The organism is Methylorubrum podarium (assembly GCF_040270385.1).
GTDB classification, from domain to species: Bacteria; Pseudomonadota; Alphaproteobacteria; order Rhizobiales; family Beijerinckiaceae; genus Methylobacterium; species Methylobacterium podarium.
Map to the genome: position 1 here is coordinate 54,154 of NZ_JBELQE010000067.1, position 23,686 is coordinate 77,839.

Here is a 23,686-nt window from a genome sequence, read left to right on the forward strand (position 1 = left end):
TCCGCCTTTCCGGCCGTCGTGACGTCCGGTCCGAGCCCCGCGAGCCGACCCCGCCCCGCCCGGCCTCCGGCGAGCCGCCCTTACGCGGCCCGATCGTCGTGTCGGCGTGGTCGATTGGCACCACCGACGCATTTCCTTCATGCGCCTCCGCCACATCCGGTCGGACGACGCACGAGCCCAGGCAAGCCTGCCCGATGACCCAGCCTGCCAGCCCAAGTGCCGCGAATTCGGGCGCCGCGAGTTCGAGCGTCGCGAATTCGAGCGCTGAGAACCCGACGGCCGCGCCCGTCGTGGACGGTCCGGCCCCCGGCGAGGGCGGCCCGGTCGCGGCCTCGGCCGGGGCGCACGATCCCACCGACGCTTCGGCCGAGGGCCACTCCAAGGCCGGCTTCTGGGCGCTCACCGTCGGCTCCGTCGGCGTGGTCTACGGCGATATCGGCACGAGCCCGCTCTACGCCTTCCGCGAGGCGCTCGGCCCCTCGCGCACCGACGGCATCCTTCTCGCCGAGGAGGTGATCGGCACCGCCTCACTGATCATCTGGGCGCTGCTCCTGATCGTCACGATCAAGTACGTCGCGATCCTGCTGCGGATGGACAACAACGGCGAGGGCGGCATCCTCTCGCTCATGGCCCAGGCCCGCCACGCGCTCGGCGGCTCCAAGATCGTGTTCATGCTGGGCCTGCTCGGCGCCTCGCTGTTCTACGGCGATTCCGTCATCACGCCGGCGATCTCGGTGCTCTCGGCGGTGGAGGGCCTCAAGCTCGTCACCCCGGCCTTCAGCGACTACGTCCTGCCGATCACGGTGGCGATCATCCTCGGCCTGTTCGCGGTCCAGAGCCACGGCACGGCGCGGGTCGCAACCTTCTTCGGGCCGGCCATGGTGGTGTGGTTCCTGGCCATGGCCGCGGCGGCGCTGCCCCACATCGCCGGCAATCCGGGCGTGCTCGCCGCCTTCAATCCCTGGTACGCGCTGCATTACCTCCTCGGCCACGGCACCGGCGCCCTGGTGGCGCTCGGCGCCGTCTTCCTGGCGGTGACCGGCGCCGAGGCGCTGTTCGCCGATCTCGGCCATTTCGGGCGCCGCCCGATCCAGGTGGCGTGGCTCGGCCTCGTCGCCCCCTGCCTCGTCCTGAACTATCTCGGCCAGACCGCCCTGGTGCTGGCCAAGCCCGAGACCACCGATCCGTTCTACCAGCTCGTGCCGGAATGGGGTTTGATCCCGATGGTGCTGCTGGCCACCATCGCCACCGTGACGGCGAGCCAGGCGGTGATCACCGGCGCCTTCTCCCTGTCGCGGCAGGCGATCCAGCTCGGCATGCTGCCGCGCATGGAGATCCGCCACACCTCCGAGGCGCATTCCGGCCAGATCTACCTGCCGCAGATCAACACCCTGCTCTGCCTCGGCGTGGTGATCCTCGCGGTCACCTTCCGCTCCTCCTCGGCGCTGGCCTCCGCCTACGGCATCGCCGTGACCGGAACGATGCTGCTCACCGCCAGCATGGCCTACGTGGTGCTGTGGAAGGTCATGCGGTTCTCGCCGCTGGTCTCGGCGGCGATCATCATGCCCTTCATCGTGCTGGAAACCCTGTTCCTGCTCTCGAACCTGCTGAAGCTGCACGAGGGGGGCTACGTGCCGCTGATGCTGGCCGGCGGCCTGATGCTGATGATGTGGACCTGGGTGCGGGGCGTCACGATCCTGTTCAACAAGACCCGCAAGACCGACGTGCCGCTGATCGAGCTCGTCGGCATGCTGGAGAAGAGCACCTCCTACCAGCGGGTGAAGGGCACGGCGGTGTTCCTGACGAGCGATCCCGAGATCGCGCCCGCCGCGCTCCTGCACAACATGAAGCACAACAAGGTGATCCACGAGAAGAACGTGGTGCTCACCGTCGAGACCATGGACCGGCCCCGGGCGACGCAAGGGGAGCGGGTGCGGATCGAGCCCGTCGGCTTCGGCTTCTACCGGGTGGTGATGCGCTTCGGCTTCATGGAGACGCCCAACATCCCGCGCACCCTGACGCTGCTGAAGCGCGAGGGCTTCAAGTTCGACATCATGTCGACCTCGTTCTTCCTGTCGCGCCGCTCGATCCGCCCGGCCGCCCATTCCGGCATGCCGCTGTGGCAGGACCGGATCTTCATCACGCTGGCCAAGAACGCCAACGACGCCACGGACTTCTTCCAGATCCCGACCGGCCGCGTCGTCGAAGTGGGCACCCAGGTGACCGTCTGACGATCACGCGCTGACGGTCACGCTCTCGCATCCGGCGCCGGTGCCGCGCCGGGAGCGTCGGACGGGTTTCGTCCGAAAACAACACGGGAAGGTTGCGCCAAGTCCTGTGGCTGGCTCGCTACAGGGCGGTGATTTGCGCGCGACTGTCTTGCGTCCGCGCGCACCGTCTCGTACGGCTGCGCTTGCGAAAAGCAAGCAACAACAACAGTTTAGCATAATTCCAAACAACCGACCGGTCTCGTTCCGCGCGTTCCTGCGGAGGCGGTTGGCTGCCGGACAAAAGGGGTCAGGCGTATGGGCTCGGTTCGCACTCTCGTCGGCGTCCGCGCCCTGCGGACGATGGCGCTGGCAGGCGCCTCACTCCTCGCGCTCACCGTCGGCGCCGCGGCGCAGCAGGCGAGCGCGCGGCTGGAAGAGCTGTCGGTCGAGGGCAGCGGCCGGGGCGCCGGCGCCACCGGCGGCGGCCAATCGGCCCAGCGCGGCCCCGACGGACGGGCGGCGCCGGAGGATCCGCGCGGCCCGGTCACGGGCTACGTCGCAACCCGCTCCGCCACCGCGACCAAGACCAACACCCCGCTGATCGAGACCCCGCAATCGATCACCGTGGTCGGCCGCGAGCAGATCGACGCGCAGAAGGCGCAGACGCTCACCCAGGCGACGCAGTACACCGCCGGCGTCTATTCCGGCACCTTCGGTGCCGACACCCGCGTCGATTACTTCACCCTGCGCGGCTTCATCGCGAGCGATTACGGCATCTACCGCGACGGTCTGCAGGTGCTGAACTACGGCTTCGGCACCTTCAAGGTCGAGACCTTCGGCCTGGAGCGGATCGAGGTGCTGCGCGGCCCCGCGGCCGTGCTGTTCGGCGCGGGGAATCCGGGCGGCATCATCAACCAGATCACGAAGCGCCCCACGACCCAGCCCTTCGGCTACGTCGAGGTCGGCGGCGGCTCGTTCGGGCAGGTCTACGGCGCCTTCGACATCGGCGGCCCCGCCGACGATTCCGGTCACTGGTTCTATCGCCTGACGGGCTTTGGGCGGCAGGGCGGGACCCAGGTCGACGGCGCGCCCGACGACCGGGCCTACATCGCGCCGGCCCTCACCTACCGTCCGGACGCGGGCACCTCGCTCACCGTCCTGACGAGCTACCAGCGCGACTCGACCGCGGTCACGGCGAACTTCCTGCCCTATCTCGGCACCGCGCGGCCCAACCTGAGCGGCTTGCGCATCCCGCGCTCGCTCAATGTCGGCGACCCGGCCATCAACACCTTCCAGCGTGAGCAGGCCTTCGCGGGCTACGAGTTCGAGCACGCCTTCAACGAGACCTGGAGCTTCCGCCAGAACCTCCGCTACTCGTTCAGCGACGCCTTCCAGAACTCCTACCTCAACCAGACCGGCTACGCCGACGCGGCGCAGACGCAGCTGGCGCGCTACCAGTTCCTGACGAGTTCGAAGGTCGGGATCTTCCAGGTCGACAACCAGGCCGAGGCGCGCTTCTTCGACGGCTACTTCGCCCACGACCTCCTGATCGGCCTCGACTACAAGCGCTACGACCTGCACGACAACCAGGGCACCAACTTCGCGGCCGGCTACAGCGTGACGCCGCTGAGCATCATCAACCCGATCTACGGCCAGATCCTGGGCCGTCCCTCGCCCTACCTCGTCAACGCCGACACCTTCCAGCAACTCGGCATCTACGCTCAGGACCAGATCAAGCTCACCGACCGGCTGACCCTCGTCCTCGGCGGCCGCCAGGACTTCGCCGACAACGTCGTGCGCGACCGGCTCAGCCCGACCAACAGCAGCCGCCGCAGCGACGAGGCCTTCAGCGGCCGCGCCGCCCTGATCTACAACTTCCCCGAAGGGCTGGCGCCCTATGTCAGCTACTCGACCTCGTTCCAGCCGCAGATCGGTTCGGACGCCAACGGCCGGAGCTACCTGCCGGAATACGGCGAGCAGGTCGAGGTGGGCGTCAAGTTCGAGCCCGTCGGCTACGGCTTCTTCCTCACGGCGGCGGCCTTCGACCTCGTGCGCCAGAACGTGCTGCAGCCGGTGCCCGGCACCTTCTTCAGCGCGCCGCTCGGCGAGGTGCGCTCGCGCGGCGTCGAGGTCCAGGCGGTCGCCAACCTCGCGCAGGGTCTGAACCTCGTCGGCGCCTTCACCGCCTACGACCTTCAGACCATCAAGGGCAACGCCGACCAGGTCGGCCGCACGCCGACCCGCATCCCGGAGGTGCTGGCCTCGGTCTTCGCCGACTACACCATCCCGACCGGCGATTGGCGCGGCTTCGGCTTCGGCGGCGGCGTCCGCTATGTCGGGCGCTCCTTCGCCGATGTCGCCAACACCCTGACGGTGCCGGAATACGTGCTGTTCGACGCGCAGATCCACTACACCTGGGACAACTGGCGCGCGGCGATCAACGCCACCAACCTCGGCGACCGCCGCTTCGTCTCCTCCTGCATCTCGGCCAACGAGTGCTTCTACGGCGAGGCCCGCCGCGTGCTGGCGAGCGTGAGCTACAAGTGGTGAAGCGCCGCAGGGCCCGTCCGCGGGCCCCGCACGCGCTTGGAGGCGACGGGCCGCCGGGCTATCTCGGATTCGCTTAAGCGGATCATGAGAATCCGCCCGCTCGAGGAACGCCCGCCGTCATGATCGTCCGTCCCCTTCTCGCCGCCCTCCTCGTGGGCGGCCTCGTCCTGCCCGCCGCCGCCCAGGAGCCCGCCGCGCCGCCCGCGCAGCCGGCGCCGCAACAGGCGACCCCGCCGGAGGCGTCAAAGGAAGCCGCGCCGCCGCGGCCGATCCGCAACGCGCCGAGCCCGCGGGCGCTGGAATTCGCCGCCTACATCTTCTCGGCGGTCAACGTCTGCGGCTACCAGCTCGGCACGGACGAATTCGAGGCGCTGCTCGCCAAGCAGAACACGCGGCTCGCCGACGTCAGCCCCCGCGGTCCCTTCGGCAACCGGGTGATGGGCATCTTCACGCTGATGTCCAACCAGATGAACCTCAACCGCGAGCAGGCCTGCCTCGCCGTCGCCGGCGAGTACGGCCCGGAGGGCAACGTCGCCAAGAACGTCCTGCTGCCGCCGGGCGCCACTCCGCCCGCCCCCGAGAGGAAGCCGGCGCAGCCTTAGCGATCGACGGCGACGACGAGGGCGATCGATCCTCGCGCCGCGGCGCGGGCCCGACGGCCGCCTGACCGGCGCACGGCGATGTCGGCGGCTCCCCGTTCCCGCGAAATGCTGTAGAGGGACGGGGCAGATCCCCGTCCGACTCTTCCGCTGGCCCTGGCCCATGTCCGTGATCGACCCCGTGCTTCGCCCTCAGCCGCGTCCCGGCGTGCTCGCCATCGAGGCCTACGTGCCCGGCAAGAGCGCCGCGCCGGGGGTGGCGAAGATCCACAAGCTCTCCTCCAACGAGACGCCGCTGGGCCCGAGCCCGCGGGCGATCGAGGCGGTGCGGGCCGAGGCCGCGACGCTCGCCCTCTATCCCGACGGCAGCGCCACCCGCCTGCGCGCGGCGATCGGCGCCCGCTACGGGCTCGACCCCGCCCGCATCGTCTGCGGCGCGGGCTCGGACGAGCTCCTGTCGCTGCTGGCGCTCGCCTTCGTCGGGCCGGGCGACGAGGGCATCTTCTGCGCGCACGGATTCCTCGTCTACCGCATCGCGATCCTGACGGCGGGCGGCACGCCGGTGGTGGCGCCGGAGACGAACCTGACGGCGGATGTCGACGCGATCCTCGCCGCGGTGACGCCCCGGACCCGGATCGTCTACCTCGCCAACCCCAACAACCCGACCGGCACCTACCTGCCGTTCGAGGAGGTGCGCCGCCTGCAGGCCGGCCTGCCCGGCAACGTCCTGCTCGTGCTCGACGGGGCCTATGCCGAGTACGTGCGGGCCAACGACTACACCGCCGGCCTCGAACTGGCGCTCGAAGCGGCGAATGTCGTGATGACGCGCACCTTCTCGAAGATCCACGGGCTGGCGGCGCAGCGCATCGGCTGGATGGTCGGCTCCGAGGCGGTGGTCGATGCGGTCAACCGCATCCGCGGGCCGTTCAACGTCTCGGCCGCGGCCATCGCGGCGGGGGCGGCGGCGATCGCCGACGAGGCCCATGTCGCGGCGGCGGTGGCGCATAACGACGAATGGCTCGCCTGGCTCACCCGCGCGGTCGAGGGGCTGGGTCTTGCCGTGACGCCGAGCGTCGGCAACTTCCTGCTCGTCCACTTCTCCGACGCGCCCGGCCGCACGGCGGCGGAGGCGGATGCGCACCTGACGCGCGCGGGCGTGATCGTGCGGCGCGTCGCCTCCTACGGCCTGCCCGACGCCCTGCGGGTGACCGTCGGCAGCGCGGAGGCCAACCGCGCCTTCGTGGACGCGCTGACCGCCTTCCTGGGAGCGCCGCGTTCGTGAGCGCGGTGGTGGAGCGCCTCGCCATCGTCGGGCTGGGCCTGATCGGCTCGTCGATCGCCCGCGGTGCCCGGACCTACGGGCTTGCCCGCGAGATCGTGGCGATCGACCGCGATGCAGGCGTGATCGAGCGGGTGACGGCGCTGGGACTCGCCGAGACGGCGAGCACCGAGGCCTCGGCGGTCGCCGGGGCCGACCTCGTGATCCTGTGCGTGCCGGTCGGCGCCATCGGCGACGTGGCGGCGGGCATCGCGCCGCACCTGAAGCCCGGCGCCGTCGTCTCCGATGTCGGCTCGGTCAAGGCCGCCGTCGTCGCGGCCGTTACCCCGCATCTGTCCGAGAAGAATCCGTTCGTGCCGGCCCATCCGGTGGCGGGCACCGAGTATTCGGGGCCGGATTCGGGCTTCGCCACCCTGTTCTCGAACCGCTGGTGCATCCTGACCCCGCCCGAGGGGGCCGATCCGGCGGCGGTGGAGCGGGTGCAGGGCCTGTGGCAGGGCCTCGGCGCCATCGTCGAGACCATGACGCCCGAGCACCACGACCTCGTGCTCGCCATCACCAGCCACGTGCCGCACCTGATCGCCTACAACATCGTCGGCACGGCGGCCGACCTCGAAGAGGTCACGCAGTCGGAAGTCATCAAGTTCTCGGCGGGCGGCTTTCGCGATTTCACCCGCATCGCCGCCTCCGACCCGACCATGTGGCGCGACATCTTCCTGACCAACCGCGACGCGGTGCTGGAGATGCTCGGGCGCTTCAACGAGGACCTGTCGGCCCTGTCGCGGGCGATCCGCTGGGGCGACGGCGAGGCCCTGCACGACCTGTTCACCCGCACCCGCGCGATCCGCCGCGGCATCGTCGCCATGGGCCAGGAAACCGCCGAGCCGGATTTCGGCCGCGCCCGCAACGCGGCGGCGCCCGCGGCACCGCAGAACTGAGGGAGAGGCGCGGAAGATGCGGACATTCGCCATCGTGGCCGTGGTCGAGGGCGCGGCGCCCGACCTGTTCGAGTGGCTCGCCGTCCACCGGGCGGTCGGCGTGCGCCACTTCGTGATCTACGACAACGGTCTCGACGGCGAGGCTGCGGCGCTCCTGAAGGCGCACGAGGCGATCGGCGTCACCACCCTGCCCTGCCCGACGCGCGTCGGCACCACGCCGCTCTACGCGGCCATCAACCATTTTCTCGCCTCGCGGGCGCGGCTGTTCCGCTTCGCCGCCTTCCTCGGCCTCGACGAAATCCTGGTGCCGGCGCCCGGCCGCTCGATCCAGGACTGGATCGCCCGCATCCCGCCCCATGCCGGCGCGGTGGTGGTCAACCGGCGCGTCTTCGACACCGCGGAGCCGGAAGGCGCCCCCGGCGACCTCCTGCTGCGCCGCTTCCCTCGCAGCCTCGCCGACACGGAGGGCGAGGCGAACCACGTCGTCACGGCGATCTATCGGCAGGGCGCCGTCGCCGCGATCACCGACGCGAACCTGGTCCCGCTGGTGCAGGGCGAGCGGCTGATGAGCGACTTCAGCCCCGCCGAGCCGGACCCGCGCCGGCCCGACGCCGTGCTCGGCGTGCGGCACGGTGAGATCCGGCTGAATCTCTATCCCGCCTCCGCCTCCGCTGACTCCGGCAATGGGGCGCGCGCGGAGACCGAGCCGTGCCTCCGGACCCGGAGCTGGGTCGGGCCGACCCTCGACGAGATGCGCCACTTCCTCGCCTACGCGGAGAGCGTCGCGCCGGCCGAGGCCGCGCGGCTGCGGGCGCGGGCCGGCGCCGTGCCGGAACTGGCGCGGCCGGTCGCGCCGCGGGACCATCGCCTCTGGCGTCTGCGCCAGCTGCACCGGCCGCGCGTCGAGGCCGCCGGCCGCTTCGTCCAGCGCAAGCTCTTCGGGGCGCCGCGCCCCTGGTAGGGGCGTCGGCAGCCACCGCTCGGGACGATGCTCGAGCCTCTTGTTTGCATCGTCTTTTTCCGAAAGCCGGCGGCCACCTTTCGGGACGATGCCCTAACGCTGCGCCCTCCGCTTGGCGGGCGCCTTCCTGCCCTTGGCCGTCCCGGCCTTCCGCACGGACGTCCCGCTTCCGCCCCTGGTTTTCACCGCCCGCGCCTGTCCGGTGGTCCTGAGGAAGCTCATCGCCCGGGGATTGCGGGCGGCGGCCGAGGCCAGGATCAGCCCCATGCCGCCCTCGACGTCGCGGTCGGTGCCGCGGCCGGCCACGAGGTTTCGGCCGAGCTGGAACTGCGATTCCGAATAGGCCGCGGCGTCGATGTCCGAGCGGTTGTCGATCGACTGGCGGAACCAGTAATTCGCTTCCGCGTAGTCGGGCACGCCGTCCCAGCCCTGGATCAGGGCCATGCCGAGATTGTGGTAGGCGACCGCCGCCCCGTCGACCGCGGCCTGCCGCAGCATCCGCACCGCCCGCGCCCCGTTCGGCTGCGGCCGCTTCATCTCCATCAGCGCGAGGTCGTTGAGCGCCTGGGGCAGCCCCTGTTCGGCCGCCCCCTGCAGCAGGGTGAGACCGCGGATCGGATCCTTCGGCACCCCGCGGCCCTGGAAATAGAGGTTGGCGAGGTTGAGCTTGGCGGTCCGGTCGTTCTTCGCGACCGCCTGTTCGAGCCAGCGGACGGCTTGCCCGTCGTCCCGCGCCACCCCCCGGCCCGCCATGTAGGCGTAGCCGATATTGTTCATGGAGGCGGCCGAGCCGCGCTCGGCCCCCTTGCGGTACCACGCCAGGGCCTCGGCGAGGTCGCGCGGCACGCCGCGGGCGTGGTCGTACTGCATCCCGATGGCGGTGTAGGCCGCGGCCACCCCCTTCGCCGCCGCCCGGTCGTACCAGCGCCGCGCCTCCTCGTGGTCGGCCGGCACGCCCTGGCCGTAATCGTAGATCGTGCCGATCTGGTTCATCGCCCGGCCGTCGCCGGCCTCCGCGGCCCGGCGGAACCACTTCATCGCCAGGGCGTAGTCGCGCACCACGCCGCCGGCGTCCTGATAGCGGACGCCGAGCCCGTGCGCGGCCTCGACGGAGCCGCCCTCGGCCATCCGTTCGAGCAGCACGAGACCGAGCGTCACGCTGGTCGGCGCCTTGTCGATGTAGGAATTGGCGAGCGCCAGCGTCGCCCTGGCGTTGCCGAGGCCGCTCGCCCGCAGGAGCCAGCGCCTCTGGCCGGCAATGTCCACGGGGCCGCCCTCGCCCTCCCGCATCATCCCCGCGAGTTCCAGCATGGCCGCGATCGAGTCCCGTTCCGCGGCCAGGAGGTAGAAGCGCCGAGTCGCCGCGAGATCCCGCGGCAGCCCGACTCCCCGGTCGTGCAACTGGCCGTAGACGAAGGCGGCGTAGCGGCTTCCGCCCGCGACGGCCTCCTCCAGGAGGGCGCGGATGCGCGCCACGTCCGGCGCGGGCTGCCCCTCGGCCGCCTCGGCGAGGCTCCGCGCCCAATCCGCCGCGGCGGGCGCGTGGCCGGCGCGGGCGGCTTCCTCCAGAAGGGTGAGCGCCCGGGCACTGTCGCGCTGCGGCGGCTCGGCGCCGGCGAGGTTCCGGGCCAGGTAGCGCTTGAGCTCGGGATGGCCGGTCCGCGCGACGCCCTCGCTCAGCACGGCGAGGCTGGCGGACGGATCCTTCGGCAGGGCGGGCCCGTAGGACCCGTCGAAGCGCCCCTCCGCGACCGCGTCGTAGCCGCCGGGATAGCCGAGGTCCTTCGCCCGCAGGAAGGCCGCGAGCGCCGCGTCCTTGCGCTCCAGCGCCTTGAGGACGAGGCCGAGCCGGTAGGAGGCGCCCGCCTCCGCCGGCCCTGCGGTCGCCGCGGCGGCGCAGGCGGTCGCGGCGGCCTCCAGGGCGGCGGTCCGCCCCTCGGTCACGCCGTCGAGGATCGACCGGTCGGGGCTCACGGCCTCGATCTCCTTCGGGAGGGCGACGGCGCGGTCGCAGGCCTCGCCCAGCGCCTGCGACGAGGCCGGTGCTCGCCCCTCCGCGGCAGGATCGCGCGGGGCCGTCTGAGACGAGGAAGGCGTGGGGCTCGATTCCGTCTCGGCCTCGGCGGTGGTCGGCACCGCGAGGGCGACGCCGACGAGAAGCGCGCCGAGGGCGGCGCGCACCGGTCTCTCCCGCCGTGGCCCCTGCGCCTCCTCGGACCGCCCGCGTCGCTCAGGGGGACCCGACATCGGCGCCGAGGGGGCGGCAGAGGGGGCTGCGGTCTCCGACGACATGGCGGGATCCTCCGACGACACGGCCCGTGGACGCCGTCGTCTCGGCCGGCGCGCCTAGGGGGTGGGAAGGGTGGCGGGATTGTGCGGTTTCCGCGTGCGGAGATGGCGCACGCGCCTGCGTTGTCATCGGCGGGAAGCCGATGGCGCCACCGAAACGTCGGCGGCTCCGGAGCCGGTCCTAGGCCGGAGGATCGAGCCTCAATACAAGGCCGGCAACACCACGTTCGGCACGGCGAGTGGGCCGAGCATCAGCCGTCCGTCGCCCAGGCGCAGGGTCGGCAGGGGCTTGAGGCCGTTGGCGCCGTCCGCGCCGGCCGCCTGCGCCTCGCCGCCGGCGTCCTCGCGCTTGCGCAGCCCGCCGAGGAACTGGCCGACGAGGTTGCCGATCAGCGCGCCCTTATCGGAGCCGAAGCGCTGGCCCATCACCTGCCCGACCAGGGCTTCGAGCCCGAGGGCGCGGATGTCGAAGCGGCCCTCGGGGCGATGCGCCTCGTCGAGGCCGACCTCGCCCTTGGCCTGGAGGCGGCGCTCGCCCTTGGCGATGGAGAGGCGCGTCACGTCGAGGCGGCCGTCGGCCCGGCGCCACGTCTCCAGTTCCCGCGCCACCGTGCCGGTGCGCAGCACCGTGGCCCGCTCGATGGTCGTGTCGAGATCGATATCGGCCGGATCGCTGCTGCCGGCGAGCGCGTCGAGCCGCGGCACGGCGGCCCTGGCGAGGCGCAGGCTGACATCGACGGCGCCGTCGCTCTCGAAACGGCCGGGCGTCGGCCGGGCGTGCAGTTCGAGGTGCCGGGCGGCGAAGTCCATCGGGCCCAGATCGGGGGAGAGAACCTTGCCCGTCGGGTCATCGACGACCAGCGAGGCACGGCTGAAGCCGTCGGAGGTGGCGTGGAAGCTCGCGTCCAGGGCTTTCCACGTCACGTCGCCGGTCAGGTCGCCCTGCTCGACATGGAACGGGCCGGTGGCTTCGAGGACGACGTGGCGCGGATCGTAGACCTGCACCACGGCGGTCGTCGGACCGAGGGTGAAGCTGCCGTCGGACCGGGCGAAGCGGACCGAGGCGCAGCGCAGTTCGAGGCGGAAGGGGAAGCCGGTGATCGAGCGATCGGCGCAGGTCCATTGCCGGCCGGCCTGAGCCTCGCGGGCGAGCCACGCATCCATCTCGCTCTCGGCCTTGGCGCGGATGAAGAACCACGCGCCGGTCCAGGCGACGACGAGGGCGGCGAGGAGGATGTAGGGGAGGAACAGGCCGATCCGTCTGCGCCGCCGGGGGGCGGGTCCGCCGGGGATCGGTTCGGGGGTCTGCGCCATCGGGCTCTTTCCTGCGCGGTCCGGCAGGACCGGCCGGACGCCCCCGTGTTTGGAGAGAGGGGCGGCGCAAGGCAAGGGCCAAGGCGAAGGCCGAGGCAAGGGCCTGCCCCGCCTCCGGCCGTCACGGGCCGGAGAGCGGGCGAGGGCCCGAACAGGGGATCAGGCGCTCGCCGTCTCCGTCTCGACGGCGAGGTCGGCGACGACGGCGCGGCGCTCGTCCTCGCCTTCCGCGAGGCGGTGGACGTGCATCTCCGTCGCACCCTTCTGGCGGGCGCGGGCCAGCCAGTTGCGGTGAAGGCGCTCGCGCGGCCCCTTGCCGGACGCGGCGATCGAGACCGCCTGGGCGATGCCCGCATCGTCCCGCCGCACGGCGATGACCACCGCCTCGTCGACCTCGGCGAGGTCCGGCTCGGCCAGCTCATGGACGCCGACGACGTAGCGGCGGCCGGAACGCCCGCGCCACGCGCTCAGGGCGGGGGCGGCACCGCGCAGGCCCGCCATGGTTCGGAGACGCTCCTCGCGCACATCCGCTCTCCGGGATCGATCGTCCTTCAGATCGCGGAGCGCGACCGACCAGGACAGGGCTCGTTTGTTCGCCATTTGTTCTGTTCTACGACGCTCGCCCGATCGCCGTCAAGGCGCTGTTCGGGAAGGATTCCGGGGTCAGATCAAGGTGGGGATCGCCGTCTGGTTCCACAAGCGACGGCGCTGTCTTGACCTCCCCGCGATGTCCCGATTCGATCGCGCGATCATCGTCTCGCCGCACAGCCTTCGTAAAGCATGGATCTGGCAGGGTGACCGGGCGCGGTGCCTGCCGTACAAGCGGAGCCGTGCGCCGGCCCGGCTCACGAGACTTCGGTCTCGGGCGGATCGGCGGGACGCGGCGCGGTAACAGCCTTGGGGCGCGGGTGATGGGTGTGGCGACGAAGCGGCCGGGGGTTCGAATCGCGCGGCTCGCGCTCGCCGCCGGTCTCGCGCTGAATCTCGGTGCCTGCTTTCGTCCGCTCTACGGGCCGACGGCCTCGGGCGAGTCGATGCAGGGCCTGCTCGCCGCGATCCAGGTCGACGACGTCAACATGGCCCAGGATCAGGAGCGCCTCGGGCACTATCTGCGCAGCGAGCTGATCTTCGATCTCGACGGAACCGGCCAGGCCGCCGTGCCCAAGCGCTACCGGCTGAAGATGCAGGGCTCCGAGCAGGTCCAGACGCCGATCGTCTCCTCGACGACCGCGCGGGCGGAGGCCGGCACCATCGTCGGCACGGTGAAGTTCTCGCTGGAGAGCCTGGACGGGCGCCGCATCCTCACCGAGGGCGTCGCGACGGGCACCGCGACCTACGACCGCTCGATCCAGCGCTTCGCCTCGCTGCGCGCCGCGCGCGACGCCGAGATCCGCCTCGCCAAGCTGCTGGCCGACCAGATCAAGACCCGGCTCGCCTCCGTCCTCGCCGTCAAGCCGAACCCCTGACGGCGGCGGCATGACGGCGGTCAAGGCCGGCGACGTCGAGGGGCTGGTCCGGCGCGGCCCCGATCCGCGCGTCGCGGTGATCCTGGTCTACGGGCCCGATACCGGCCTCGTCGCCGACCGGTCGGCGCGGCTGGTGCGGGGCATGGTGGCGGATCCCGACGATCCCTTCGCGCTCATCAAGATCGACGGCGATACCCTCGCCTCCGATCCGGGACGGCTCGTGGACGAGGCCGGCACCGTCGGTCTGTTCGGCGGTGGCCGCACGATCTGGGTCCGCTCCGGCAGCCGCAACTACGCGCCGGCCGTCGATGCGGTGCTGAAGGCCCCGGTTGAGGGCGCGCGCATCGTGGTGGAGGCCGGCGACCTCGCCCGCTCCGCGCCGCTTCGCACGCTGTGCGAGGGCTCGCCCAAGGCGCTCGCCCTGCCCTGTTACCCCGACGACGAACGCACCCTCGCCGACCTGATCGAGCGGACGCTGCAGGAGGAGGGCTTGCGCATCGACCGCGACGCCCGCGACCTGCTGGCGGGCAGCCTCGGCAGCGACCGCCGCGCCAGCCTGTCCGAGATCGGCAAGCTCGCCCTCTACGCCCGCGGCCAGGGCAGCGTCGGCGTGGACGACGTCGAGGCGATCGTCAGCGATGTCGGGGCGAGCGTGCTCAACGCGCTGATCGACGCGGCCTTCGCCGGCCGTGCGGGCGAGGCCGAGCGGGAATATCGCCGCTTCCGCCACGAGGGGATGGACCCCTCGGCGATGCTCGGCGCGGGCCTGCGCCACGCCCTCACCCTGCTGTCCCTCCGCCTCGACAACCCGCGCGGCAGCGCGAGCCAGCTCGTCGCAAGCTGGCGCGGCCTGCATTTCCGCCGCAAGGCGCTGGCCGAGACCCAGCTCGCCCGCTGGTCGGCGCCGGGGCTGCAGCAGGCGGTGGCGTGGCTCCAGGACGCGGTGCTCGCCTGTCGCCGGTCCGAGCCGGATCTCGCCCACGCCCAGGCACAGGGCGTGTTCCTGCGCATCGCCGTCGAGGCCGCGCGGCGGCGGGCCTGAGAAACAATCGAGACATCCTGCGGGCGTATCGCCTCCCCCTCGACCATCAGCGGGAGAGGGACGGATGCCGGAGATCACCAGTTCGCGCCGCGGGCTGCTCGCGCTCCTGAGCGCGGGAACCGCCGGCCTTTTCTCCGCCCGACCGGCCGCCGCGGCGTCCCAGGCCACCGACGAGGGTGCCTGCCTGCTGACGCCGCAGGCGATCGAGGGACCGTTCTACACCGATCCGCGCCTCGTGCGCGCCGACATCACCGAGGGCCGGCCCGGCGTGCCCCTGCGGCTGCGCCTGCAGGTGATCGAGGCCGGGCCCTGCACGCCGGTGGACGGCGCGCGGGTCGATATCTGGCACTGCGATGCGCAGGGGCTCTACTCGGGCTATCCGGGCCAGGGTGATTCGCGCAGCATCGATACCAGCGGCCAGACATTCTTGCGCGGCACCCAGCACACGGATGCGCGCGGCTGGGCGGCGTTCGAGACGATCTATCCGGGCTGGTACGCGGGCCGTGCGACCCACATCCACGTCAAGGTCTTCCTCGACCGGCGCACGGTGCTGACCGGGCAGATCTACTTCCCCGACGCGCTCAACGAGTTCCTCTACACGCAGGTGCCGGCCTATGGCGGGCGCAGGGCCGAGCGCTTCGTCGTCAATGCCAATGACGGGATCGCCGGCGAGGAGGATCCGCAGCGGCGCGCCTTCTGCGCGGTGAAGGAGGAGCGCGACCGCTACGTCGCGAGCCTCGTCATCGGCGTGGACCGCGGCGCTGACGCGGCGGAACGGACCGACCGGGCGCGCACGCCCTCCGGCCGGCCCGAGCGCCCGCCGCCGGGCGGGCCGCGGCAGGGACCGCCGCCGGGTTTCGGGCCGCCGCGGCTCGCCCTGAAGGATCGGCTCGCCGCCCTCGTGCCGGGACTGTCGCGTCGTCCGTGAGGGCGGCTCAGGCCGAGTTCGCCTCGCCCGCGATCCGCCAGGGCGCGCCGTCCACCACGAACAGCACGGCCTCGGCGCCGGCCTCCGGCCCGGTCTCCGTCAGGCCGTGGCAGAAGGTTTCGGAGAAGCCCGTCATCGGCCGCGCCAGCACCCGGGCGCGGGTCTTCCCCCGGAACGGAAACGGGCTCGTGACGATGTCGCGCATGACCCCCTGCGGGATCACAGCATAGGCTTCGGTGAAGACCGCGCGGCCGGTATGGAGCACGGTCTGATCGGGAAGGCCGCCGCTCGCCCCGTGATCGCGGCGGTCGATCGCGTCAGGCTCCGCCGAGCTTGCGGCAGAGGGCGTCGCGCTCCTCGGCGCTGGCGTAGCGGATGCGGATCTCGCCCTCCCCGCTCGCCTTGGCCTTCACCGCCACGCGGTAGCCCAGCGCCCGACCGAGCACGTCCTCCAAGGAGCGCAGGGCGGCGTCGCCGTCCGCCGATCGGCGCGGCCGGCCGGGGCGGGGCACGTCGTCCTGCGGCGCCTCCGCCGCGGCGAGCGCCTCGACCTCGCGCACCGACATCCCCTCGGCGACGATGCGGCGGGCCACCGCCTCCGGATCGCGCAGGGAGAGCAGCGCCCGGGCGTGGCCGGCGGTGATCTCGCCGGCGATCACCCGATCCTGGATCGCGGGCGGAAGCTGGAGCAGGCGCAGGGTGTTGGCGAGGTGGCTGCGGCTCTTGCCGAGGAGGTCGGCGAGCTCGGCCTGGGTGTACTTGAACTCGCCCATCAGCCGCTCGTAGCCCGCCGCCTCCTCGATGGCGTTCAGGTCGGTGCGCTGGACGTTCTCCAGGATCGCGTATTCGAGCGAGGTGCGGTCGTCGATCTCGACGACGACCACCGGCACCTCGTTGAGCCCCGCCCGCTGGGCCGCGCGCCAGCGCCGCTCGCCGGCGACGATCTCGAAGGTGCCGGGCACGCCCGGGAGTGCGCGCACGACGATGGGCTGGATCACGCCGCGCTGGCGGATCGAGGCGGCCAGCTCGTCGAGCTCCGGCTCCGAGAAGCGGCGGCGCGGGTTGCGCGGGTTCGGGCGCAGGAACTCCACCGCCACCTTGCGTTGCGGATGTCCGGCGGTGCGGGCCGCCTCCTCCGGGCTGTCGTCGGAAAAGTCGCCGATCAGCGCGGCGAGACCGCGTCCGAGCCGCGGCCGCGCCGTATCATCCGCCATTGCCACGATCGAAACTCCAAACTCTTGAATGACTTAAGCGGCGGCCGCGGGCGGGGGCGCCCGGCCCTCGCGCTGGATCACTTCCGAGGCAAGCCGGAGATAGGCCTGCGAGCCGGCGCATTTGAGATCGTAAAGCAGCACCGGCTTGCCGTGCGAAGGCGCTTCCGACACGCGCACGTTGCGCGGGATCATGGTCTCGTAGACCTTGTCGCCCATGAAGCCGCGCACGTCGGCGACCACCTGGGTCGAGAGATTGTTGCGCGGGTCGTACATCGTGAGCACGACGCCCTGGATCTGGAGCTTCGGATTCAGCGCCCCGCGCACCTGCTCGACCGTGCGCAGCAACTGGCTCAGGCCCTCAAGGGCGAAGAACTCGCATTGCAGCGGCACCATCACCGCGTCGGCGGCGGCCAGCGCGTTGATGGTGAGCAGGTTGAGCGATGGCGGGCAATCGATCAGCACGTAGCTGATCGGCTCGGCCCCCTCCGGCATCCGGAGCTCGCGCAGGATGTTGCGCAGGCGATGCGCCCGGTCCTGCGCGCTCGCCAGTTCGAGTTCGAGGCCGAGCAGGTCCATGGTCGAGGGCGCCACGGAGAGGCGCGGCACCGCGGTCGGCGTGATCGCGTCGGCCAGCGGCGCCTCGCCCGCCATGACATGGTAGGTCGAGATCTTGCGGCGGCGCCGGTCGATGCCGAGCCCGGTCGAGGCGTTGCCCTGCGGGTCGAGGTCGATCACCAGCACCTGCTCGCCGATGGCGGCCAGCGCCGTACCGAGATTGATCGCCGTGGTGGTCTTGCCGACGCCGCCCTTCTGGTTGGCGAGCGCCAGCACGCGGAGCGGTTTGGCTTGAGCCGGAGCAGCCGGGGCCGGTGCGGGCATGGAGAGATCGGTCATGGGTCCACGCGGGAAAGCGACGTGACGCGCACGATCCGTGCCTGCGAGTCGGTGCGGCTCGGAATCAGGTCGCGGGTGAATGTCCACGCATCCTCGGCCTCGGTCAATTCCGCGGCTGCATCACGCCCCTTCGGAAACAGCCCGATCGTGCCGCTTGTCAACAAAGGTTCGGTCCAGGCCAGAAGTTGCGTCAGCGAAGCGAGCGCGCGGGCGCAGACGACGTCGATGCCGGTGAGCGTGCCGACGACCGTTTCGATGCGCGCGTTGTGCACGGTGACCGGCGCCCCGGTGAGACGGGCGGTCTCCGAGAGGAAGGCGCATTTGCGCGCATTGCTCTCGACAAGGCCGACGTGGAAATCGGGCCGGCCCTTGCCGGCTATGGCGAGGATGAGGCCCGGAATGCCGGCGCCCGATCCGAGATCGAGCCACCGCGTCGCGCTCGGCGCGAGGGCGAGCAATTGCAGCGCGTCGGCGATGTGGCGGTGCCAGACCTCGGACAGGGTCGCCGGACCGACGAGGTTTTTCACGGTCTGCCAGCGGGTGAGCTGCGCGACGTAGAGGTCGAGCGCGTCCGTTGTTTCACGTGAAACATTGTGCTCGCTCAGCACGCGCGCGCGCAAATCAGTGCTCATGCGAGTTCATATTTCAAATCCTGGCCACGAGATCCGCTGTCGCGTCGGACGTCATCGACCCGTGATTTCGGAATAAAGTCCTCATCCTGCTCACGTCGTCGCCTGGGCTCGGCCGCGGCGGGCGTGGGCCGCGAGCAGCGTGAGGGCCGCCGGCGTCACGCCCTCGATGCGGGCCGCCTGCCCCAGCGTCATCGGGCGCACGCTGTCGAGCTTCAGCCGCATCTCGTTGGAGAGGCCGGCGATGGCGCCGTAATCGAGGGAGGTCGGCAGGCGCACCGCCTCGTCGCGACGGAAGGCGGAGATGTCGGCTTGTTGCCGGTCGAGATAGACCGCGTAGGTCGCATCCGTGCGCAGCCGCTCCGCGACCCGCGGCGGCACCTCTGCCAGTTCCGGCCAGACCGCCGCGAGCCGGTCCCAGCCAATCTCCGGATAGGACAGGAGCTGGAAGGCGCTGCGGCGCAGGCCGTCGCGGTTGAGGGAGAGGCCGTGGACGGCGGCCTCGTTCGGGGTGAGGCTGAGGGCGTCGAGCCGGGCGCGCGCCGCCGAGAGCGCCGCCTGCGAGGCCGCGAAATGCCCGGCGCGGGCCGAGCCGACGCAGCCGAGGGCCGCGCCGCGCGGGGTTAGCCGCTCGTCGGCATTGTCCACGCGCAGGCTCAGGCGGTACTCCGAGCGCGAGGTGAACATGCGGTAGGGCTCGCTCACCCCGTGGGTGACGAGGTCGTCGATCATTACGCCGAGATAGGATTCGGCCCGGTCGAAAACCGCGAGTTCGGACCCGCCGGCGAGTCGCGCCGCGTTGAGCCCGGCCACCAGTCCCTGCCCCGCCGCCTCCTCGTAGCCGGTGGTGCCGTTGATCTGGCCCGCCAGGAACAGGCCCGGCAGGCGCTTGGTCTGGAGCGTGGCGTCGAGCTCTCGCGGATCGACGTAATCGTACTCGATGGCGTAGCCGGGGCGCAGGATGCGCGTGCGCTCCAGTCCCGGAATGGCGGCGATGATCCCGGCCTGGACCTCTTCGGGCAGCGCCGTCGAGATGCCGTTCGGGTAGACGGTCGGGTCGTCGAGCCCTTCCGGCTCGAGAAAGATCTGGTGGCCCTCGCGGTCGCCGAAGCGCACCACCTTGTCCTCGATCGAGGGGCAGTAGCGCGGACCGCGGCTGCTGATGCCGCCGGAATACATCGGCGAACGGTGGAGGTTGGCCCGGATCAGATCGTGGACCGCCTGCGTCGTGCGGGTGATCCCGCAGGCGATCTGCGGCGTGGTGATCCGCTCGGTCAGGGTTGAGAACGGCACGGGGTCGGCGTCCGCGTGCTGCATCTCCAGAACGGCCCAGTCGATGGTGCGTCCGTCGAGCCGGGGCGGCGTGCCGGTCTTCAGGCGGCCGAGGCGGAAGCCGTGCCGGTCGAGCGTCGCCGCCAGTCCCAGGGCCGGCGCCTCGTCGACGCGCCCGGCGGGGATCTGCCGCTCGCCGATATGGATCAGCCCGCGCAGGAAGGTGCCGGTGGTGATGACCAAAGCCGCCGCCGCGAGCCGCCGCCCGTCCGTGAGCACCGCGCCCGCGACGCGGCCGGCTTCGACGATCAGGTCGTCGGCCTCACCTTCGATCACGGTGAGCCCCGGCGTCTCCGCCACCGCCGCCTGCATGGCGCGGGCGTAGAGCGCCCGGTCGGCCTGGGTGCGGGGGCCGCGCACGGCCGGGCCCTTGCGGCGGTTGAGCAGGCGGAACTGGATGCCGGCGGCATCCGCGACCCGTCCCATCAAGCCATCCAGGGCGTCCACCTCGCGCACGAGGTGACCCTTGCCGAGGCCGCCGATCGCCGGGTTGCAGGACATCGCGCCGATGGTGGATGCGCGATGCGTGACCAGAGCGGTGCGGGCGCCGACCCGTGCGGCGGCGGCCGCCGCCTCGACGCCGGCATGACCACCGCCGACGACGATGACGTCATAGCTGGAAGAAGGGATGTGCATGACCCGTGCTTATGCGCGTGCCATGGACGAGGTCAACGCACGTCCGGCCCGTCGCCGAGCGCACCGGGAAATCGAAAGTTTCAGGGGTGCATTCCCGTGCCGGGAATCAATGCCGGCGCCGGACATGGGGGGAGGCTGCGCATCGACGGCATCGCGTCTGTTGCCCCACGGAGCACCGCGATCAAGTGACGGGCAGGGCGTCCAGAGCATCGTCCCGAAAGGCGGCCGCCGGCTTTCGGAAAAAGACGATGCTCTAGGCAGCGGACCGGCATTGCGCCTCGGTCGCCGAGGCGACGCAGGGGCGGATCTGCAGATCGATGCAGAAGGTCGAGGCGGTTGCCTCCTCCCTCACCTCCAAGGACCATGTGTCGCCCAGACCCAGACGATTGCCCGATTCTTGGACGAGCGCTCCGGCATAGCGGACAGCTTCGCGCAGGGCCGCATCCAAGCTTGCGCATTCGAGCCCAACGTCATCCGTGATGTCGAGGCCGTCATTCACGTTGAAGAAGTATCTTGGCATGGCGGTTTCGGGGTTTAGCGTATACTCAAGCAATCATGCCCTATGCTGGTGCGCGAATAAAGATAAAAATTGAAAAACTATTGAGCATTTTGTGTGCAATCGATGAAGTGTCTCCATAATGGTTGGCAAAATATGCTCAGCTTCATGGATGATGGGGGCCCGCAAAATGCTCCGGAGCGATACAATCGTGCGCGTCAGAGTCTCGAATTCGGGCGCCGTTCGAAATCAATTCAATCGGATCGACGGCAGAATAGTGCGTGTTTGGGCTCCGTCGTCGCTGCCTCGTTGGCGCATCGATTGCAGGACGAGCCCAAGTCGTTCAAACCTCGCCCTCTCGCCTATGCCCCTGCGGCGCCTCATCCATGAATGCCATCGACCTCAGATTCTCGTCTCACGAATTCCTGCAACTGATGGAGAGTCTTGGCCTCACCGGAACCTGGGGCTGGACGTTCGCGACGGGAGAGGAGGTGTGGTCGCCGGGGCTCTATCGTCTGCTCGGGCTCGAAGCCGGCGACATGGCACCGAGTTACGAGCGGCTCATCCGCTTCGTCCACCCAGACGATCGGGGCCGGCTCGAGAGTGTAGAAGACGTCAGACATGACGGATTGCTGGGTGAGCACACCGTTCGCATCCTGCGGGCCGACGGCACGCTGCGAAGCCTGAATCTTCGGGGTGTCGTCTACCACGCGCCCGACGGACGACCCCGTGCGGCCGCCGGCGTCGTGCTCGACGTGACGGACCGCGAGCAGATGGCGGCAGCCCTGCGCACGGAGCGAAAACGCCAGTGGGCCCTGTTCGAGGTGCTGCAATCCTGGTCGAACTCGGCCCTCTATGTCGGAGGTCAGCGGGTGGCGTCGCCCGAGATCCTCAGCCTGACAGGCGTGAGCCAGGAGGCGTTCCAGGCCAACTGCGACCAAGTCGTCGCCGCCGACGACCGTGCCCGCATGCGCGCCCATATTCAGGCGATGATCGCCGCCGGGAAATCCTTCGAGGTTTCGAAGCGGCTGGTCATGGCGGGCGGTAACCAAAGTGAGTTCCGCTTCCTCTACACCCCCGTCCGTGACGCGGAGGGCCGTACCGAGACCTGGGCGACCCACGCCGCGCGGGTGGGTGGCCCGGCGGCTCCCGTCGTCGATGGGGTGCGCAAGGGGCTGGTGCAGGGGATCGAGGGGAGCCATCTGCGGGCGGCCCGCGCGCTGCTTGGCTGGTCGATGCAGGATCTGGCGCAGGCGGGCGGGCTGTCCTTCGCGACGGTGCGCCGCCTGGAGGAGGGCGAGGGCGGGCGTCGCGGCCACAGTCACGAGAGGGCCGTCGCCGCCCTTCAGCGGGCGGGAATCGGCTTCCAGATCGTCGAGGGCAACCGGGTCGCCGTGTTCAGGCGGTAGCGCCCGAACGCCCCCGTCCGCCTCTCCTACTTGCCGATACAGAAGCCGGAAAAGAGGCGGTCGAGCATCTCCTCGACCCCGACATGACCGCCGACCTCCCCCAGCGCCCGGACGGCAAGGCGCAGATCCTCCGCGATCAGTTCCGGCGGAAAGCCGGCCGGCGCGGCGGCGACGCGGTCGAGATGACCGGCCGCGCGGGTCAGCGCCGCGCGATGGCGCTCGCGGGTGACGAGCGCGTCGCCCTGACCGAATGAGGCCGCCGCCGCGGCCTGCACCGCATCGAGAAGCGCGTCGAGGCCGGCGCCCGTGACGGCCGAGACGGCGAGGGCGCCCTCCCCCGCTCCGGGCGCGAGGTCGCTCTTGGTGCGAATCCGAAGGGTGGGGATATCCCCGAGGCCCTCGGCGACGGCCGGTCCGTCGGCGGGCATGAGGTGGAGCACGAGGTCGGCGCTCCGGATGCGGCGATGCGTGCGCTTCACCCCCTCGGCCTCGATCGCATCCTCGGTCGCGCGCAGGCCCGCCGTATCGACAAGGATCACCGGCAGGCCGCCGAGATCGCACCGCACCTCGATGGTGTCGCGGGTCGTGCCCGGAATGTCCGAGACGATGGCCGCGTCGCGCCCGCTCAGGGCGTTGAGCAGGGTCGATTTTCCGGCATTGGGAGCGCCGGCCAGCACGACGCAGAAGCCCTCGCGCAGGCGCTCGCCCCGGCGCCCGTCGGCGAGAGCGCCCTGAATCGCGTCGCGCAGGGCCGCCGCGCGGCCGGAGAGGGCGGCGTCGAGATCGTCCGCGTCCACGTCGCCCTCGTCGGCGAAGTCGAGGGCCGCCTCTGCGCCGGCGAGCAAGTCGATGCCGGTCTCGCGCCAGGTCGCGACCTGACGGCCGAGGGCGCCGTCGAGCTGGCGCAGGGCCTGGACGCGCTGCGCCTCGGTCTCGGCGTCGATGAGGTCGGCGATGCCCTCCGCCTCGGTGAGATCGATGCGGCCGTTGAGGAAGGCGCGGCGGCTGAACGCCCCGGCCTCCGCCGGCCGACAACCCGGAACCGATGCGAGCGCCCGCAGCACCGCGGCCCGCACGGCGAGGCCGCCGTGCAAGTGCAGCTCGGCCATGTCCTCGCCGGTGGCGGTGGCAGGGCCGGGGAGCCAGGCGACGAGAGCCTGATCGAGGATTTCATGGGATGCGGGATCGCGCAGGCGGCGCAGGGAGAGCCGGCGCGGCTCCGGTCGTCCGCCGGCCAGCCGGTCGAGGGCCGCCCCGGCAGCGGGCCCGCTGATCCGCACCACCGCCACCGCCGCCCGGCCGAAGCCGCTCGCCGGGGCGAAGATGGTGTCGGTGGGCGTGGGCAGGGAGGGAGTCATCGCCGGATCGTGTCATGCCGTTTCCGGCTGTATCGCTTCGGTCATCGCCCCTCTCCCCCCCTTGTGGGGAGGAGGCAGGAGGTGGGGGTGGTTCAGAACGAGGCGGTGCGGTGCCTTCTGCACCACCCCCACCTCCTGCCTC

General features: G+C 71.2%; 19 protein-coding genes and 1 pseudogene. 10 read left to right on the forward strand and 10 right to left on the reverse strand.

Annotated features, from left to right (window positions below):
• The first annotated feature begins 194 nt into the window (after window positions 1-194).
• The 6 genes from ABS772_RS11650 to ABS772_RS11675 all read left to right on the forward strand — a co-directional run bounded on the left by ABS772_RS11650 (window position 195) and on the right by ABS772_RS11675 (window position 8,537).
• On the forward strand, window positions 195-2,231 hold the full coding sequence (locus ABS772_RS11650) for a potassium transporter Kup (RefSeq protein ID WP_350394646.1): 2,037 nt from the start codon (window positions 195-197) through the stop codon (window positions 2,229-2,231).
• 294 nt (window positions 2,232-2,525) lie between these two features.
• Window positions 2,526-4,760 (forward strand): TonB-dependent siderophore receptor, encoded by a 2,235-nt coding sequence (locus ABS772_RS11655; RefSeq protein ID WP_350394648.1) that lies wholly within the window; start codon window positions 2,526-2,528, stop codon window positions 4,758-4,760.
• 119 nt (window positions 4,761-4,879) lie between these two features.
• Window positions 4,880-5,362 carry a hypothetical protein gene (locus tag ABS772_RS11660; protein ID WP_350394650.1) on the forward strand — a complete coding sequence of 161 codons (483 nt, stop codon included), beginning with the start codon at window positions 4,880-4,882 and terminating at the stop codon, window positions 5,360-5,362.
• A 169-nt stretch (window positions 5,363-5,531) separates the two neighbouring features.
• Window positions 5,532-6,641: a pyridoxal phosphate-dependent aminotransferase gene (locus ABS772_RS11665; RefSeq protein ID WP_350394677.1), complete on the forward strand. Its 1,110-nt coding sequence runs from the start codon at window positions 5,532-5,534 to the stop codon at window positions 6,639-6,641.
• Window positions 6,638-7,576, forward strand: coding sequence for a prephenate/arogenate dehydrogenase family protein (locus ABS772_RS11670; RefSeq protein WP_238256577.1), 939 nt, complete (start codon window positions 6,638-6,640; stop codon window positions 7,574-7,576). Before ABS772_RS11665 ends, ABS772_RS11670 begins: the two co-directional genes overlap by 4 nt.
• 16 nt (window positions 7,577-7,592) lie before the next feature.
• A complete protein-coding gene (locus ABS772_RS11675) occupies window positions 7,593-8,537 on the forward strand; it encodes a glycosyltransferase family 2 protein (protein WP_350394652.1) in 945 nt (314 codons plus the stop codon).
• A 93-nt stretch (window positions 8,538-8,630) separates the two neighbouring features.
• Here the strand turns inward: ABS772_RS11675 and ABS772_RS11680 are convergent, their stop codons facing one another.
• The 3 genes from ABS772_RS11680 to ABS772_RS11690 all read right to left on the reverse strand — a co-directional run bounded on the left by ABS772_RS11680 (window position 8,631) and on the right by ABS772_RS11690 (window position 12,641).
• Window positions 8,631-10,718 carry a tetratricopeptide repeat protein gene (locus ABS772_RS11680; protein ID WP_350394654.1) on the reverse strand — a complete coding sequence of 696 codons (2,088 nt, stop codon included), beginning with the start codon at window positions 10,716-10,718 and terminating at the stop codon, window positions 8,631-8,633.
• A 309-nt stretch (window positions 10,719-11,027) separates the two neighbouring features.
• The gene (locus tag ABS772_RS11685) at window positions 11,028-12,140 is read right to left on the reverse strand and encodes a DUF2125 domain-containing protein (RefSeq protein WP_350394656.1); all 1,113 of its coding nucleotides are present in this window, start codon (window positions 12,138-12,140) and stop codon (window positions 11,028-11,030) included.
• A 159-nt stretch (window positions 12,141-12,299) separates the two neighbouring features.
• Window positions 12,300-12,641, reverse strand: a complete 342-nt coding sequence (locus tag ABS772_RS11690) for a hypothetical protein (protein ID WP_238256581.1) — start codon at window positions 12,639-12,641, stop codon at window positions 12,300-12,302.
• A 410-nt stretch (window positions 12,642-13,051) separates the two neighbouring features.
• On the opposite strand from ABS772_RS11690, the gene lptE reads away from it, so the two are divergent.
• From lptE to ABS772_RS11705, 3 genes are all read left to right on the forward strand, one after another.
• A complete protein-coding gene (gene lptE / locus ABS772_RS11695) occupies window positions 13,052-13,606 on the forward strand; it encodes an LPS assembly lipoprotein LptE (protein WP_238256582.1) in 555 nt (184 codons plus the stop codon).
• Window positions 13,607-13,616: 10 nt separating this feature from the next.
• The gene (holA, locus tag ABS772_RS11700; protein ID WP_350394658.1) at window positions 13,617-14,648 is read left to right on the forward strand and encodes a DNA polymerase III subunit delta; all 1,032 of its coding nucleotides are present in this window, start codon (window positions 13,617-13,619) and stop codon (window positions 14,646-14,648) included.
• A 64-nt stretch (window positions 14,649-14,712) separates the two neighbouring features.
• A complete protein-coding gene (locus ABS772_RS11705; protein WP_350394660.1) occupies window positions 14,713-15,576 on the forward strand; it encodes an intradiol ring-cleavage dioxygenase in 864 nt (287 codons plus the stop codon).
• Between the two features lie 46 nt (window positions 15,577-15,622).
• On the opposite strand, the pseudogene ABS772_RS11710 reads toward ABS772_RS11705, so the two are convergent.
• From ABS772_RS11710 to ABS772_RS11735, 6 genes and pseudogenes are all read right to left on the reverse strand, one after another.
• Window positions 15,623-15,889: pseudogene (locus ABS772_RS11710) on the reverse strand ((S)-ureidoglycine aminohydrolase); the annotation flags it as partial.
• Window positions 15,890-15,893: 4 nt separating this feature from the next.
• A complete protein-coding gene (locus ABS772_RS11715; RefSeq protein ID WP_350394662.1) occupies window positions 15,894-16,790 on the reverse strand; it encodes a ParB/RepB/Spo0J family partition protein in 897 nt (298 codons plus the stop codon).
• A gap of 33 nt (window positions 16,791-16,823) precedes the next feature.
• The gene (locus ABS772_RS11720; RefSeq protein WP_238256585.1) at window positions 16,824-17,684 is read right to left on the reverse strand and encodes a ParA family protein; all 861 of its coding nucleotides are present in this window, start codon (window positions 17,682-17,684) and stop codon (window positions 16,824-16,826) included.
• Window positions 17,681-18,316, reverse strand: coding sequence for a 16S rRNA (guanine(527)-N(7))-methyltransferase RsmG (rsmG, locus tag ABS772_RS11725; protein ID WP_350394664.1), 636 nt, complete (start codon window positions 18,314-18,316; stop codon window positions 17,681-17,683). Before rsmG ends, ABS772_RS11720 begins: the two co-directional genes overlap by 4 nt.
• Before the next feature lie 90 nt (window positions 18,317-18,406).
• Window positions 18,407-20,281: a tRNA uridine-5-carboxymethylaminomethyl(34) synthesis enzyme MnmG gene (mnmG, locus tag ABS772_RS11730; protein WP_350394666.1), complete on the reverse strand. Its 1,875-nt coding sequence runs from the start codon at window positions 20,279-20,281 to the stop codon at window positions 18,407-18,409.
• Between the two features lie 253 nt (window positions 20,282-20,534).
• A complete protein-coding gene (locus tag ABS772_RS11735) occupies window positions 20,535-20,801 on the reverse strand; it encodes a DUF6894 family protein (RefSeq protein WP_350394667.1) in 267 nt (88 codons plus the stop codon).
• Window positions 20,802-21,163: 362 nt separating this feature from the next.
• Between ABS772_RS11735 and ABS772_RS11740 the strand changes: the two genes are divergently transcribed.
• Entirely contained in the window at window positions 21,164-22,186 is a 1,023-nt protein-coding gene (locus tag ABS772_RS11740) for a PAS domain-containing protein (RefSeq protein WP_350394669.1), read from the forward strand.
• A 26-nt stretch (window positions 22,187-22,212) separates the two neighbouring features.
• Here ABS772_RS11740 and mnmE read toward each other — a convergent pair whose 3' ends face one another.
• Window positions 22,213-23,544: a tRNA uridine-5-carboxymethylaminomethyl(34) synthesis GTPase MnmE gene (mnmE, locus tag ABS772_RS11745; RefSeq protein WP_350394671.1), complete on the reverse strand. Its 1,332-nt coding sequence runs from the start codon at window positions 23,542-23,544 to the stop codon at window positions 22,213-22,215.
• Window positions 23,545-23,686: the final 142 nt, after the last annotated feature.